Consider the following 15,395-nt stretch of genomic DNA (forward strand, 5'->3'; position numbering starts at 1 on the left):
CGAAATAAATTGCCGCTATAGTTAACTAACTGTCGATAGTCACTATATTCGGAATGATGGGTGAAAGTCAAGAAGAAATGAGGGAACAGCCAGAACAAAAAGCAGCAGGTGAATCCGCACAGGATCCAATCGTACTCGCAGCTCTCGCATCCGTTGGCCTGTCCTGGTATCAATTCTTCATCCGTGGCAACAGAACTCGGGGGATATTCATCGGGTTGTGGCCACCAACACTTCTCGCATTTGCGAGCTACTTCAACCAAAAACAGATGGAAAAGCGCATGAATCCGACTAATATAATGAGTTCTGTCAAAAAAATGATCGGCAGTAAATAATCTGCCGTCTTTTTGCTCAGAGAAGACTCTCACAACCATTCAGCCACGTTTGAACTAGTGGTTCACTCTAATATTTATTCTCTGTATTTATCAACAAAATCACTTAGTATCACGACCATCCCACTGAGCACCACTACGTCGTCACGCTGGACGACGGTACGGGCGATGCGATGGCCTCGGGGACTTTCCGTGCTGGCCGTGCGTGCAAACGGGACGAAAGGAACTACCAAACTAACCACCGCTTCAGCTGTTTTTATCCATGTTACGGCAATTGACGTTCTCGGATATCACCGACTAGTGAACGCTCATAGAACACAGAGATTAGGAATGAGACTATTATAGCTCAAACTCTAATAGTCTCACCACTAACTTCGAAGCACATACATACCCTGTATTTCTACAGTACGTATGGAACAGTTCGTCAATCGAATTAAGGAACTCAACCGACTCAAGGCGCTGTACGGTAGCGAGCAGGCGGAACTCGCGATCATCTACGGGCGTCGGCAGATCGGGAAGAGCGAACTCGTTCGTCAATCCATTATTGATCGAAACGACGTCGTCTACTATCAGGCAGTCCAAGGAACTCCCACTACCCAACTTTCTCGCTTCGTTGAAACAGCTGCCTCAACATTTCCCAGCATTACGTCCGTCAAAGAAGAATGGGAACCACTTCTTACACACCTCGTTGAGAGAGACGCAATCATCATTCTCGATGAATTTCCCTACCTCATCGAATCAGACAAGAGTTTCCCCTCTATTGTGCAACACCTGTGGGACACCGGCGTAGACGACAGTCAAGCAACGCTCATCCTTACGGGGTCAGCGGTCGGTATGATTCACACCTATTTGCTTGATGGCGGTGCGCCACTCTATGGACGTATTTCCCAGACGCCGAATGGTCGAATAGAGCTCACACAACTCCCCTTCCGGTCAGTCCAAGAGTTCGTTCCGGGATACACCCCGGAGGACCGTGTGTTTGTGTATGGTGTCTTCGGTGGCACACCGCGCTATCTAGATCCGCTCGATGCATCACGATCACTAGGGGAAAATATTACACGACTATTGTGTGATCCGGATGGGCCACTCCATAGCGAGCCCGAAACAGTGCTCCAAATGGAACTCAGTGAGGTAAACACGTATTTCTCGGTATTAGAATCCATAGCGAGGGGAAATCGAAGTCGAAACGAAATCGCACAGGGGGCCGGTATTGAGAGCACCAACACGTCCTATTATTTCGACCGCTTGGAAACGCTTCAGATCATCGAAAAACATCATCCAGCACTCGCTGACCCAACTCGAAGTAAACGAACACGCTACAAAATTCGAGATCCCGTCTTTCGTTTTTACTTCCGGTATCTGTATGGTCGTGGTGGACAATATGAACTCTATGGCGAAAATGCATACGAGGATCTGATCGAACCAGAGTTGCCGGACTTCGTGAGCGAAACGTTTGAAGAACTTTGCCACGACGCACTCCCTGAATTGTATCCCGAATGTACATTCACACGGGTGCCGAGTCAGTGGTGGTACAAAGGACGTGAAATCGATGTCGTCGCCCCGACTGACGGGCCAAAACTTCTCGTCGGTGAAGCCAAGTTCACAAATGCTCCACTCGGATATGATATCCTCAACACTCTCGAAGAGACGGTAGAGTATATCGACTGGACACCGAAGACGGGCGGCAATCCGTCATATGAATACGCGTTATTTAGCCGATCGGGATTCAAATCGTCCGTAGAAGAAGCTGCTGACGATCGTACTGACATCCACCTTTTTGACCTCAACGATGTTGTAGACACATTTGAGACAGACAAAACACGCTGAGCACCAGGGCGTTGTCTCTACACGCGACGAATATCGTTCCTTAGCGGGATTTCGATCTTCGTCGGATGCCTGCTATTTGCAACCTATACAACTCCCCATTTCGGCCTCGGATGAAACCCATAACCTTGCTAATAGTGACTTATGAGTCAACAGAAAGCTCATAGCAAGACAACACTCAGTAACAGTCATACCTATGCCACCGGCATTGTATCTCGAATATTTTCTCACGCTCGTTCTGTTCGCGGTTGGGTGGGTATCCCTCGGTTACTGGATATTCACTGATGCCACTGCTCGTGGCAGTTCATCGGCACTGTCTTGGGCTTTCGGCACGTTGGTTTTCCTTCCGACTGGCGTGTATTATATCCTCTTCTATCGGCGCTCACACGAACGAGATGTCCAAGAGACGCGTCGTGAACGAATCGCAGGGATCCTGGCGGCCGGTAGTATTGTAGCGACGGGAACAGGCGTGTGGCTCGCCCCACCAGACCCCGTTCACACAAGTCCAGTTCATGCCGACCGCCCTTGCCGTGACTGTATTGGTGCTGCTTTTATTCGAACGTCGGATCAGAGCAAGCAGATCGTAATCGGTCACTGCGGGTTTCAATTGGGTCTGAGTGACTGCTATTCCATCTGAATCCAAATAGTTCGACGGTGCGTCACGAACTGATCCACGCATGGCACCCCCGGAATGGTCGAAGTGACCAATGAAAGCCATGAGAACCCCGCTGACCACCACTACGTCGTGACGCTGGACGACGGTATGGGCGATGCGATGGCCTGCACCTGCCCGCACCACGTTCACCGGTACGCATTCTGTGAGCACATGCCTGCCGTCGAAAACGCAACTGACGATGGGACACTTGAGACGTTCCCGTCCGAGAACAACGAGACAGACGAAGACGACGCTGAACCAGAAAATGCGATTGTGATAGCCTGAACGGCTTCCCGTGCTGGCCGTGTGTGAGGACGGGACGAAAGGAACTGCCGAAGTAACCACCGCTTCAGCCCTTTTTATTGCTACTTCGGAGGTTGATACAGAGTGACCAGAATCCTAAGCTGACAATGATTGACCAACCATCACAGAAGAGAGCTAGTCCATATTCGCCGTTCAGCGCATCTATAAGTCGATTAGAGTGGAACAGACACCCAGAGAGAGGAACACTATGGAACAACAAGTGCTGTTCATTCATGGTGCTGGAGGATACGAAGAAGATAAAAAATTAGCAGTGAACCTACAGGATGTATTGGGGGCTGCATACAAAGTACAGTATCCACGGATGCCAAATGAAGATCATCTCGGATACGAGGCATGGAAACAGCAGATCGTAACGGAACTTGCTGCATTGGATGATGAGGTGATTCTTCTCGGACACTCTTTGGGCGGTTCGATTCTGTTAAAATGTCTTTCCGAGGAGAAGATGGACGTGCCTATCGCTGGTCTATTCCTTATCGCATTGCCTTTCTGGGGTACCGAAGGGTGGCAAGTTAGCGAGTACGAACTAGAGAAAAACGTTGCGTCGAAGCTCCCAAGTGAACTACCTATGTTCTTTTACCACAACCGAGACGATGAAATAGTACCATTTTCCCACCTCGTGCTGTACGCGGAAAAACTTCCGCAGGCAACTATTCACGAGTATGATACCGGTGGACATCAGTTCAACAACGATTTGTCTGACGTTGCTCGGGACATCAAACGACTGGAAAAGAAGAACTCATCTGTGCGGTAGCGAGGAAACCCCGCCGTGAACAGCGGGGAGGAATCGCGTTCGGTTAGCTGGGCATTCACACGTGTTTCGCCCGGCTGTCTGTCCTACTTGAATGGGCCGTCGGTATCCAAGGCCTTTGCGCCTTGAATCACTAACCTGCGCCACCAACGGCGCACAAAGAGCACCGACTTCAGCGTACTGTGTCGACGTATCGCCGTGCGCTCAGCGAAGCGTTCGAGAGTGGCGCGGATACACAGACTGCGGTCAATGATGTCGTCAGCGGCTACACCCTCACGTCCTACGCCAAAGACGCGCTCAAGAAGTACGTCCCGCAACTTCGCCGGACGTACAATGCTTCGGAACTCGAAGACGACCACCCTGTTCGATTCACGAACCGGGGATTCCGAATCGACCATTCCGAGGAGCGAACGCACGAGTTCTGCTGGCCCATTCCACAGGCCGGACGTGGCAACGCCTTCTGGATTTCGCTCCGTATCAACCCCGCTCAGCGGGAGTTGTGGGTGGACTTTATACTAACCTACACGCTTCTGCTGAAGTTCTCAGAGCGTAACAGGAATGGTGTGCTGAATAGAGAGTGTTTATCCAGCAGTCGCTCCTGCCAACTGTCGGTGAGCTGTGACGGCACCGTGGGGGTGTTGTACGTGACGTTCAGTGAACCACCTCGGGATCACGCCCCGAGGTACTCGGCCTGTTCAGACTGTAGAAGGCTGCTTAGTCCGAGCATTTAATCATCTTCCATCGATAGCGATAGATATGGGTTACCATCTCATTGACCCGAACGACCTTGACCAGTGGGACAACCGTCCGACCGATGTTCGGTCGCTCAGTGTTGCAGCAGGATACGACTATCAAAACTCGAAGCTCGGTCTTCGGGTCTACGAACTCGCTCCCGGTGAGCAGTCCGGGCTGAGCTACCACTCCCATGACGAGCAAGTCGAGGCATTCTACGTTCTCGACGGTACACTTCACGTCGAAACCCCCGACGAGACGTATGTTGTCGAATCCGACCACGTCCTCTTCGTCGATCCTGGGAGCCCGCAACGAGCGTTCAATCCCGAAACCGCCGAAACAGCCACACGTATCCTCGCCATCGGGGCGCCATCAGTCGACGACGCGCACCCGTACGATCCATCTGATGACGCGTGATCCGTCTATCCACTGTACGGGCGAAAAACAACTTCACATAACGACTAGATTGGGAGACGGCTCAACGAATATCGCCCCCCGGGTTCATGATAAGTACAGAGTATCTATTCAGCAGTTCGGGATGATCAGGGAAGGGAGGTAACAGACCTTACCCATCAGATGTGCACTGTGAACGGTGCGCGTGAGAGTTATATCGATGGTAGTTGTAGTTCTTGCACCCGACAGGACGATCTACTCGTGACATGCAGCAACTGCGGAGAGGAGGAGTACCTGGTCAGACAGTACCATGTTCACCTTTCTACGGGCCAAGTCGTCGAAATATATCTCTGCAAAGGATGTCGCCACAAATTCGTCACTGCCAACTGGGTTGAGTTCGTAATTTAGCCGCTCGGTACTGATAGGTACGCAAGCTCGAGGTGAATCTACCCAGGAGCAATACTTTGCGAGATTCGCGCCTTGTTTCTTGCAGCGGCTCATCAGGTTGCCGAGTTGCTGTCACAGATTGCGTGCTGAATAGAGAGGCTGAATTCAGCACCAGTGGTTTGCAGATAAATCGTTACAGCGTCCGTACTGCTACAATTCCTTCTCCATGATTGGCACATCATACGGGCGGTTACTGAGTCGCTCAATCCCAATCCGTTCGTACCCTTCTTGCCGATACCAGTCTTCAAGGAACGGGTGTCTGGATAGCGTACGGAGATGAATCGAATCTTGACCGTCCGCCTTCGCGTGCTCCTCGACGGATTCGAGAAGCAGTTGTCCGATTCCTTCCCCTTGATAGTCTGGTGAAACCGCGAGCCGTCCAATCTCGGGCGTGTCCCAGTCTGAGCGTGGGATGAGTTGAACGACACCGACTATCTCATCCTCGCGTTTCGCAACTAACACTGTCCGGTTGCGAAGCCAGTCTGCAACATCGTCCGTATCACACTCAAGGACACTCGATGGGAATCCCATCCGTTTGTTTTCCCGATATGCAGTGTGATACACCTTTACCAACACGGAGACGTATTCAGCCGTCGCGTTCCGGACTTCTAGCGTCATGGTATCCATTGTATTCCCTCCTGAATTAGCGTTTCTCCAATGCGTGGCTTAACTATCTGCTGGCGAAGTCGCGTGACCGATATGCGCTGTGTATTCAGTCCAACCGCTAGACTCGATCACCTTTTGAGGGTTTCAACAAGGTCATATTAGTAGACTAAACTAACCTTGGGATATCTACTTTCGCTTTGGCTGGCGACTGTTTACACCGATTCGGAGCAAAACCGCTGTGTATGTTCCGTGAGACGGTCCTGTTCGATACACTCCACAGCGAGCTTGCGATCGTCCTGAAGGAGACACGAGACGACGAGATCGATGCTGATCGACTTGCCACGCGAATGCTCGACAATGACGGGGACAAACGGCTACTGATCGGTTTGACCAAGGGTGCAACAGCGGTCCTGACCGACAATCGATTGACGAACTCGATCACGCGAACGCCGATCGATGGAGATTACGCGTCGAGAATCGCAAGAGTTATCGATAATTGTTCTGCCGAGATTTAGCGCGTCTCAATCGTCATCGGTGGCAATCGGTTCGAGGTCGTGCCGCTCGGTCCAGACGCCGAGATACCAGAAGACAGGGGCTAGTTCTTTTGCCTTCTCCGTGGCGTTGTATTCAACACGCGGTGGGATCTCGTCGTACGCTTGTCGCGTCAATAACCCGACCTCTGTGAGTTCTTCGAGCCGATTCGAGAGCGTGTTTGGAGCAATATCGACTGCCTCCTCAAGATCGCCGAATCGCAATGGCCCATCTCCAGTTGCGAACTGGTGGAGGATCACGATGGTGTGTTTCTTTCCCAAGAGGTTGAGGAGCGCAGCCATCGTTCGATTGTCATCCTTCGCTTGTTCTGAGCCGGGTGGTCGCGCTGTCTCATTGGAGAGGATTGTCTCGATGAATTCTTCAGCCTGCGGTGGTTCGACCATAGCCTAACTATGGGTTCTGAAGTCACATAATTTGTTACTTCGAAATTGGTGAGTAGCTACACAGGAGGTGAGTTGCTCCATAACTTCTAACTTAATAGTATATTACTACAGCTACTGTACTGTTGAGCATGGCATCCATGACCACCATGAACAACTCGGAATTGAGCAGATCCGTCGGCACGTTCCGACTCGCAAAATACGGCCTCTTAGCGTTGCTCATCGTGAGCATCGTGAACATCCTCGTCCTGTTCATCGGGCTAGCGATCGTCGAATTCCCGGCTGAATTCGTTGGCGGCGCGTTCGGACCACTCGCGGTGGGGCCGGTTGTCGTTAATTCAGCCGTTGCCGCCATCGGGGCGACCCTCGTGTACGGAGTGGTCACGCGATACGCGGCACGACCGAACCGGACGTTCACCATCATCGCAGGGGCGGCGCTGGTGCTCTCCTTTACGACGTTCCTCGCGCCCGACCTGTCCGGCGCTCCGCCGAGGGTCTTTGCTATACTCGCGGTGATGCACGTGACCGCCGCAGTCACCATCGTTGCCGTCTTGACCCAGGCGACGAACCAGGAGGCCGAATCCTAATGAGCTCTCTCGGACGCGCCGGTCGATCATCGGGAAAGGGGCAGCCGCACGTCGTCGCAGTGTGCGGAAGCCGACGCGAAGCAAGTTACACCCGTCGAGCGCTCCACGAGGCGCTGGTCGGCGTCGAAGCAGCTGGCAGCACAACCGAGTTGCTCGACCTCGCGGAATTGGATCTCCCGCCGCTCGATCCCGACGTCGATGGGGCAGGAGATGGCGACGTGGTGAGACGGACGATCCGTGAGGCCGATGCGGTCATCCTCGGAACGCCCATGTACCACGGCTCGTATTCGGGCGTGTTGAAGAACGCGCTCGATTACTGCGGATTCGACGAGTTCGAGAACACGACTGTCGGGCTCCTCGTCGTCTCGAGCGGGCCGTTTCCCACGCCGGCACTCACTCACCTCCGCAATGTCTGTAGATCGCTACACGCCTGGGTTCTCCCGTACCAGGCGGGGGTTCCGCAGGCGCGTACCGCGTTCGACGATGACGAATTCGTAGACGAGGACCTCCGAGAGCGCGTTCGGACGCTCGGTGTCCGCGCTGTCGAGTACGCAGCAATTGAACCGGTCGAAACCCGGGCGGCGCAACTTCAGGAGGTGTAATCAAGTCCCATGACTTTACTCATCGGGACGCAGGACGGCGTCTACCGCTCGCAAAGCGGTGAGCTCAACGATGTCGAACGGGTACTTGACTCGGGAGTGACGCTCGGCGTCCATGCGTTCGAAGAGCACGGGTCGTTCGCCGCGTCGAAAACCGGCCTGTTCCACTCGGCAGATCAGGGATTAACATGGGACCGGCTTGGCGTGCCACAAGAGGAGATGTACGCCGTCGCGGTAAGTCCCAACGGCAGTCGTCTGTATGCGGGCACGCATCCGGCTCACATATACGTCTCGACTAATCAAGGCAGGACATGGACGGAACTGGAGGAATTCCAGAAACTTCCCTCTCGTGACCAGTGGCATACTCCTCGTCATCGCGGGAAGTCACACGTCCGTAGCCTCGATATACACGCCGATGCACCCGACCGGGTAGTTGCTGGTGTCGAAGTCGGCGGAGTCCACATTAGTGATGATAATGGTAAGACTTGGACTGAGCGACGTGCGGGTCTTGAGCTAGAACGCGGGGATGATCTCCAATATGATGTTCACCATGTATTAGTGGTAACCGCTGACGAATACGTCGTCTCATGCGGTGGTGGACTCTATCGAACCACTAACGCCGGGCATTCATGGACGCGACTAGACACGGAGTTGCCTGGGCCGTACTTTCAGGAGGCGTTTTCCTACCAGGGAATCCTGTACGCCGCTGCCCAAATGCTTCCACCGACCCTCCCGATGGGCAGCAGATATGACAAACGGAGCGTGAATGCATCGCTGTTCGAATCAACGGACGACGGAACCACGTTCGAGAGCAAGCCATATCCCGGCGCACCGGACGAATTCGTCTATGCATGGGCGGCAGCCGACGAACGCGTGCTCGCAGGAACAACTGAAGGACGGGTGATTGTCCGCGAGAATGATGCGTGGACCACGCTCGGACACGTTCCGAAGTGGATTCGATCGCTATCTATCGAGTGAATCCACTTCACCTCGTTATCATTGCCGCTCACAGCCAACGTGAACACACGATACACCGAAACTTCACCGCCAAATTATCCGATGTACTGCATCGACCAAACCCCGACGAATACGATAACGACATTCTAAATGATGTGAACGATAATGAGCGACGTGACTGAGCCGGTACGCTCTCGGACATAGCCTACTGCGATGCCAACGATGAGCGCGAGCGGAACCATCGTCATCGTCATCATTCCATGGATATACGTGAATCCGACCCCGATCGTTGGCCACGCCGGAAGATGACCGCGAAGCCAGCCGAACAATGCACCACAGAAGAGCAACTCCTCAGCGATCGGTGCAAGGATGCAGGCCCGGGTGACGACGAAGACCACGGTCGCTGCATCAGCCCCTTCGAGACGCCCCATGTCCGTGCCGATAAGGACCAGAAAGCGTGCAAGCTCGGCAGCGGACGAAAACGCAGGGAGAATAGCTGAAAGGAGAGCGTACACCACGAATGCGACCACGTAGGCACCTGCCCACAGAATCCCACAGCCCACCGGTACACAGTCTCCATCGACGCGATGACTAAACCGTCTGATTTTGTTGTCTGTAACAGATATCTGTAATCTCGTGCCGTTGTTAACCACGTGACCGAAGAATTGATGTCTTGTACCTGCCCGCATCACGTCCACCGCAACACCTACTGCAAGCACATGGCTGCCGTCGAAAGTGCAACCGACGATGGGACGCTCGAGGCCTTCCCTTCGGAGGAATAGCGAAACAGACGACGAGGGCAGTGAGTCGACAGAGTGCGATTGTGGCGGCCTCGGTGGCTTCCCGTGCTGGCCATGCGTGAGAACTGAGCGTAAGAGACTCCCGAACTAATCTGTTTCAGCCACTCGATGGCACACCAACTGATGCTGTCCGACGTAGCTATCCAGTAAACGCTGATTGTGTGCAGGTATAGTGATTGACGATGATACGCTGACGACTGAGCGGAAAACTGCCCGATCGTATACAACGGTATGCGGCAGACGTTGCGGCTGAAAGTTCAGCCGCAAGGATTGTGATCTAGTAACCACTGGACAAGATCATTGAAGATTAGAAAGGTTTGGTTCAGTCTGATATTTCACGACGTCGAATACTACTGTATCTCTTGCTAAGTGTACTCGCTAACAGCAAATAGCCTCCTTCATGGCTCTTTGTAAGTGATCTTTTGATGATGCGATCCTTTATGTTGTTCAATATTTATTTTCGATTTGTCGAGTAACCATGCTCGACGGCGTCTCATCCAATCAAATGGTAAGTGGAACAGAGCGGCCGCCAGTGCCGTTATCTGTTGCGCTTCGATCCTAGTACACCGCTAAGGCGATCTACTGTGGAAGTCAACTGTACACGACGCAGTCACTCTTCGACGCACATACACCACTGGAATCAAATTGACGCCTATCCAGGATATAAGACTCAATAGATAGTAATTACAACCTGAAATTACCTGGCTTCACTTGAAAAGAACACTGTAATTGGATCTTGGCAGACGCGTGCCAAAATACTATGCTCTTATGACGAATCTCTTTTGAGCATACCACTAAATGAGATGGTACCATAGGGGCAATCAGGATAGCGAGACCAATGACATGTAGATTGAAGTGGAAGTGACGCTCGTGTTTCCGTTGTTGGTCGCTGGCGCGGTCCAGTGACAACGGATTCGTGTTGGTAACCCGGACAAAGTCACGAAGAAACGTTGTAGCGGTCGAAGTACTGGAGCACAGCGGAAACGTGGAGAGCCACCACGTGCTGGCATTCGAAGGTAGAGCGGATCTCACATGACTGATAAGTGAACTGAATCTCGAACTGCTCCGTGTGATTGTGAAACCAACTGGGCCAGAAATCGATTTAGCTGCGCCTGGGAAGAATATTCGCTCAACATATCCGACCTACCTCGGAAACTACTCCAAACTCTCAGGTACCTCAATGGCTACCCCACACGTCTCGGGTGCAGCGGCACAACTCATGGCCACGGGACTGTCACATGAAGAGACATCCCAGCAACTCATAGACACTGCCGAAGATATCGGACTGGCAGCAACTGAAAGTGGTGCTGGCCTCCTTGATGTGGCTGCTGCCCTTAACCTCTGATCTAATTCGGCCGCGACTACCACATTAAAAACTAGTTTATTAAAGATTTTATTAACTAATGTTTTTATCCTTTCAATGTGGTCACTTAGAGATCAGCTCCGGGAAGTAATGGAACATAATCAAATGGATCAAATAATAAATCAGTTCATTGATATTAATTCGACTGCAAGAAATGCCAGAGATACACGGCACGAATCGCTCATGGTTTGAATGAAGGAAATGCATCAATAGAGAATCTTGCAAAGCTAAATTCTCGGCTACAACTAGTCATCGAATGTTTACTAATGAACGTAGCAGGGGTTCAAGATGAAAAATACTTGCATCCCTTGCTTCGGCATATAAGTTGAGAGTCGTGAGTCGAAACGCGCCGATAATCGTCGTTGTCTGTTTCCCCGGCGGCGCGGGGGATTGCGCGCTATTCCTCCCGACTGAGCCAGACATTATGGGTCCCGCCTTTGTTCCGTTCCGTCCTCATTGCGTGTTAGTCATGACTTACATGCAATATAGCGGTTGGGGACGGCGTTATCGAGAAGTCTGAATTTCTGTGAACGAGGGACCCAATTCATAATGAATTCTGAAACGAGCCACAGTAAATCTCTTGAACTTGAGGGCTGTTTGTACAATTCAGCGGAGTGTTGGTATGCTGTATAGCGCACATCAATTTAAAACGCCCACTGGTGAATCCGCGCATTGGAAAGACCATGCAATTATATCATTTGCCCTTAATTTATGCTTGGGTGATATTTCCTTTAGCTCTGTCTTATCTTTGAAAGACAACCGTTTATCTATGTCATATTGGTCATAGACACTATGTAAATCAGGCCATGGTGGTTCCACGCTGTCTATATATGGTAACTGTCGACGGGCGAATTGGACAACCTCTGAGAGCAATGTCGAAGAGAATGGACGGTCTGGCGGTCGATGGCGAAGCAGTTCTCCATCGATTAATTTCATCGCACGAACGAATGTTTCCGAACAACGATACTTGGGAGGGGTTTGAAGATGCCATTCTAGCAGGCCTTTATCAGCCGCAATAAATGATTCAAAAAAGTTATCTGCTAAATGCGTTCGCGATGGTATCGTTGGCTGATTACTGATACTGAAAAGCGCTAACGCATTTTGAATTGAATCTGTACGTTCCCAACAATGTTCGAATTCGGTTTCGATTGCCTGTTGAACGAACTCATTACCTGTTGTGGAATGCTCAGCAAGTTTTTCGGATAAACGCTGACTTTGTTCGGGATGATATCCAAAATTGTTCAACGAAGCCTCCGCTGGATCTATATTTTCTTCTAGTCTTTTAAGGGGTACAGTCTTACCGAGTATCTGCATTTCTGCATTCTTGTGAGGAAATTCTTTCAAAATAGTATCAAACAACAGTGCATGATACATAGTATCGACATTTATATTTTCAGTATATCCGGTGTGGTGTGCATGAATAGATTCTTTAATCCCTTGCATGTATCGCACTTTCTGTTCATCAGGAAGTATATATTTTTCATTTGTAGTGAATGTAGTATGATTAGCGTTATATTGTGTTGATATTTTTCGTGACGCTTGTACCTCAGAAACGTTTGGTTTACCAATTGTGTAACAATGTTCAATTTCAGGAAGTTGTGACAAAATCGTTCTTGAATCGTAACCTGCTGAAAGAAGAACTCCTTTTTTACCCGGCTGATTCGATCGTAATTGAATTGCGTGTTTCAATCGATTTGCAAGTGATTTTTCATAATCAAAATTTCGTGTGTTATAGACAAACCGACGAAGCTTGCCAACCTTATTAGAAGTTAAAAATCCATCAAATGGTACTCGGCGAAGTTCGTTGAATAATGTCTTGTCTCCTAAGATTACACCAAGATGCAAAAATTCTCTAATAGACTGTTTATTATCAGTCGGGCTTTTGATTGCTTTGGCAACCCTACCCGCGTCGGAACCGAACACTCGGATACCATCACAATTTGTGTAAAAGCATTCCCATGAACGGATCGGATCCATGAAGACAATTGCATCGCCACTATATTGGATAATTGCAATATATGATCCATTCAGGTTTTCTATTGCACTATTACCCTTTTCTACGTATTGTTCAAGTAGCCAGCGAGCGGCATTAGAATGTATCCGATCTTGTGGGTAAACTTCACCCCAAATCATACACGAACCCTGGTTATTGGAGTATGAAGCACTTCGACCGGGAATGCTAAGACCAGGATCTCGAATACCAACCGTTATTTGTTCAGATTTGATAATCGAATCAAACTCCTGCTCCAATCGAAAAGCCTCAAAATCAGTAATATCCCCGAAAACTCCAAATAATTCCTTATTCATTGTCATATTATGTCCTCTTGAACTATTTGACGTTCATATTTTCCTTTATATTTAGTATACATATAAGCGTTGATTGACGTCGCTCACGACCAATCTGCTGTAGCCCGGTCATTGACGTTACTATTTTTGACCAGCCCGTGACTTGTACAGTACGAAGGAATCAGAATGTCTATGGGGAGTGGGATGAAGAGATCATTCTATGTCAACAAATAGCTCTAGAGAAAAAAAGGAATTAATCTAGACCTCGGCTTTACTGTTGGTCTCGAAATGCCATTCAATGAGGCTGTTGAGTGGGCCACAGGCGAAGGATTCGAATTCGTAGAACTCCTACTCGATGGACCATACGCCCGCGAACGGATTACTGATCAACGTGTTACGACACGATCGCGCTTGGAAAGTGCCACGTCGAGGAGCTCTTGCTACGGACTAAATTAGGAGAAAATTGGTAATTTAAAGGTGATGAGTTGTACGAGCGAACGAATATCAATCCTAGAGAGTGTCGTGGTAATTGACTCCCCTGCCGCTTATCATGAAGAATTCTCTCCAATAGGATAGTATATTAACACACGAGAACGCACTTGTTGACTACAGAGCGGTAGTTCAGCGAGACCTGAGCGACACTCATTTCCCCTATCTCTCGGAATTCGACCTCAATCACACCCCGAGAGGGGTAACGCAGTGGCACTGTTTGAGACTGGCCAAGCTCGTTAGTCACACGAACCTCATATGCGTCCTCATTAGTGATGGACTCCGGGTAGATATATCGTTTGCCAGGGATAACATTGAGTACCATTGATTTGTAAATTTCATCTGACTGTATTCGAGTGACTCTAACTGTGATTTGATGTGGTAGACTATCTTGATTTTCAATCTCAACACCTCCTTGTTGCAATTTATCACACCTATTGTACGATTATGGATAAATACGCAACACGGATCAACATCGCCCGTTCTATCCTGTAAACAGGGGGGAATGCTTCATTACAGGGGAACTGCTCAGCTGAGTTTCCGGTTCGCTTTTACTCTGCTACGGAGAGCTATATCACGCTCACAACCGTTCTGAGAAACATGGCACGACAATCCGTTCTCGTCCCCGGAGCATGGCTCGGTGGCTGGTGCTGGAAGTATCTCACTCCGCTACTCCGCGATAAGGGACATGATGTATATACACCGACACTCACTGGACTTGGTGAACGAGAACACCTCATGCGGTCTGAGATTGACCTAGAAACACACATCACTGACATTGTGAATGTGCTCGAATACAACGAGTTCACGGACGTTGTTCTCCTCGGGCATAGCTATGCAGGGCTTGTAGTGACGGGCGTGGCAGAACGAGTCCCTGAGCGGCTCGCACACGTCGTTTATTTGGATGCGCTGGTTCCAATAGATGACGAGTCGGTTTCGGCATCTGAGTTCTATCCTCCGGACGAGTGGGACGCGATGGAAGCAGCGGCAAAAGACCATGCTGGTGGTTGGCCGTTCCCAGATAACCATCCGGGGTGGGTGGGTATCTCGGACGTGGACACACGGTGGATACGCGAAAAAGCTGTCCCGCATCCACTAAACACGTTCAAACAGCCGGTGAACGTCGGCAATCCGGTAGCAGCAGCGTTACCCACAAGCTACATCCTCTGCACCCAGAACGGGATGGACGACTCTATCCTTGATACGATTCGGCAACTGTGTGACCAGCGGGAGTGGGAACTCCGCGAACTAGACACCGGTCACTGGCCAATGGTGTCGATGCCTCGGAAACTGGCTCACCAGCTTCTTGAAGTCCTGTAAGGAG

At 50.5% G+C, this 15,395-nt stretch carries 16 protein-coding genes and 1 pseudogene; 13 read left to right on the forward strand and 4 right to left on the reverse strand.

Going from position 1 to position 15,395, the window contains the following annotated elements:
- The first annotated feature begins 53 nt into the window (after positions 1-53).
- The 6 genes and pseudogenes from LIX15_RS08915 (at position 54) to LIX15_RS08940 (ending at position 5,029) form a co-directional block, all read left to right on the forward strand.
- A complete protein-coding gene (locus LIX15_RS08915; protein ID WP_227773390.1) occupies positions 54-332 on the forward strand; it encodes a hypothetical protein in 279 nt (92 codons plus the stop codon).
- Between the two features lie 408 nt (positions 333-740).
- Positions 741-2,156: an ATP-binding protein gene (locus LIX15_RS08920; RefSeq protein WP_227773391.1), complete on the forward strand. Its 1,416-nt coding sequence runs from the start codon at positions 741-743 to the stop codon at positions 2,154-2,156.
- 697 nt (positions 2,157-2,853) lie between these two features.
- The gene (locus LIX15_RS08925; protein WP_227773392.1) at positions 2,854-3,093 is read left to right on the forward strand and encodes an SWIM zinc finger family protein; all 240 of its coding nucleotides are present in this window, start codon (positions 2,854-2,856) and stop codon (positions 3,091-3,093) included.
- A 226-nt stretch (positions 3,094-3,319) separates the two neighbouring features.
- Positions 3,320-3,883 (forward strand): alpha/beta fold hydrolase, encoded by a 564-nt coding sequence (locus LIX15_RS08930; RefSeq protein ID WP_227773393.1) that lies wholly within the window; start codon positions 3,320-3,322, stop codon positions 3,881-3,883.
- A gap of 137 nt (positions 3,884-4,020) precedes the next feature.
- A pseudogene (locus LIX15_RS33160) lies at positions 4,021-4,395 on the forward strand (RNA-guided endonuclease TnpB family protein); the annotation flags it as partial.
- Between the two features lie 241 nt (positions 4,396-4,636).
- Positions 4,637-5,029 (forward strand): cupin domain-containing protein, encoded by a 393-nt coding sequence (locus tag LIX15_RS08940; RefSeq protein WP_227773395.1) that lies wholly within the window; start codon positions 4,637-4,639, stop codon positions 5,027-5,029.
- A 573-nt stretch (positions 5,030-5,602) separates the two neighbouring features.
- Here the strand turns inward: LIX15_RS08940 and LIX15_RS08945 are convergent.
- Positions 5,603-6,079, reverse strand: a complete 477-nt coding sequence (locus tag LIX15_RS08945) for a GNAT family N-acetyltransferase (protein ID WP_227773396.1) — start codon at positions 6,077-6,079, stop codon at positions 5,603-5,605.
- Positions 6,080-6,300: 221 nt separating this feature from the next.
- Here LIX15_RS08945 and LIX15_RS08950 point away from each other — a divergent pair, with 221 nt between their 5' ends.
- A complete protein-coding gene (locus LIX15_RS08950) occupies positions 6,301-6,573 on the forward strand; it encodes a hypothetical protein (protein ID WP_227773397.1) in 273 nt (90 codons plus the stop codon).
- Positions 6,574-6,579: 6 nt separating this feature from the next.
- Here the strand turns inward: LIX15_RS08950 and LIX15_RS08955 are convergent, their stop codons facing one another.
- Positions 6,580-6,993, reverse strand: a complete 414-nt coding sequence (locus LIX15_RS08955; protein WP_227773398.1) for a winged helix-turn-helix transcriptional regulator — start codon at positions 6,991-6,993, stop codon at positions 6,580-6,582.
- Positions 6,994-7,121: 128 nt separating this feature from the next.
- On the opposite strand from LIX15_RS08955, the gene LIX15_RS08960 reads away from it, so the two are divergent.
- The 3 genes from LIX15_RS08960 to LIX15_RS08970 are packed head-to-tail and all read left to right on the forward strand — an operon-like array spanning position 7,122 to position 9,154.
- Positions 7,122-7,577, forward strand: coding sequence for a DUF6069 family protein (locus tag LIX15_RS08960; RefSeq protein WP_227773399.1), 456 nt, complete (start codon positions 7,122-7,124; stop codon positions 7,575-7,577).
- Complete coding sequence (locus LIX15_RS08965) at positions 7,577-8,179, forward strand: NADPH-dependent FMN reductase (RefSeq protein ID WP_227773400.1); 603 nt, start codon at positions 7,577-7,579, stop codon at positions 8,177-8,179. The genes LIX15_RS08960 and LIX15_RS08965 overlap by 1 nt, the downstream gene beginning before the upstream one ends.
- A gap of 9 nt (positions 8,180-8,188) precedes the next feature.
- Positions 8,189-9,154, forward strand: a complete 966-nt coding sequence (locus LIX15_RS08970) for a WD40/YVTN/BNR-like repeat-containing protein (RefSeq protein ID WP_227773401.1) — start codon at positions 8,189-8,191, stop codon at positions 9,152-9,154.
- Positions 9,155-9,279: 125 nt separating this feature from the next.
- Here LIX15_RS08970 and LIX15_RS08975 read toward each other — a convergent pair whose 3' ends face one another.
- Positions 9,280-9,696 (reverse strand): CPBP family intramembrane glutamic endopeptidase, encoded by a 417-nt coding sequence (locus LIX15_RS08975; protein WP_227773402.1) that lies wholly within the window; start codon positions 9,694-9,696, stop codon positions 9,280-9,282.
- A 90-nt stretch (positions 9,697-9,786) separates the two neighbouring features.
- Between LIX15_RS08975 and LIX15_RS08980 the strand changes: the two genes are divergently transcribed.
- Both LIX15_RS08980 and LIX15_RS08985 read left to right on the forward strand, forming a co-directional pair.
- Positions 9,787-9,915 (forward strand): SWIM zinc finger family protein, encoded by a 129-nt coding sequence (locus LIX15_RS08980; protein ID WP_227773403.1) that lies wholly within the window; start codon positions 9,787-9,789, stop codon positions 9,913-9,915.
- 1,093 nt (positions 9,916-11,008) lie between these two features.
- Positions 11,009-11,278 (forward strand): S8 family serine peptidase, encoded by a 270-nt coding sequence (locus tag LIX15_RS08985; protein ID WP_303657537.1) that lies wholly within the window; start codon positions 11,009-11,011, stop codon positions 11,276-11,278.
- Between the two features lie 657 nt (positions 11,279-11,935).
- On the opposite strand, the gene LIX15_RS08990 is transcribed toward LIX15_RS08985, so the two are convergent.
- Positions 11,936-13,603: an asparagine synthetase B family protein gene (locus LIX15_RS08990; RefSeq protein ID WP_227773404.1), complete on the reverse strand. Its 1,668-nt coding sequence runs from the start codon at positions 13,601-13,603 to the stop codon at positions 11,936-11,938.
- Positions 13,604-14,671: 1,068 nt separating this feature from the next.
- Here LIX15_RS08990 and LIX15_RS08995 point away from each other — a divergent pair.
- Positions 14,672-15,391, forward strand: coding sequence for an alpha/beta fold hydrolase (locus LIX15_RS08995; RefSeq protein ID WP_227773405.1), 720 nt, complete (start codon positions 14,672-14,674; stop codon positions 15,389-15,391).
- Positions 15,392-15,395: the final 4 nt, after the last annotated feature.

Source organism: Haladaptatus pallidirubidus (assembly GCF_020700235.1).
In the GTDB taxonomy this organism is placed as follows: domain Archaea; phylum Halobacteriota; class Halobacteria; order Halobacteriales; family Haladaptataceae; genus Haladaptatus; species Haladaptatus pallidirubidus.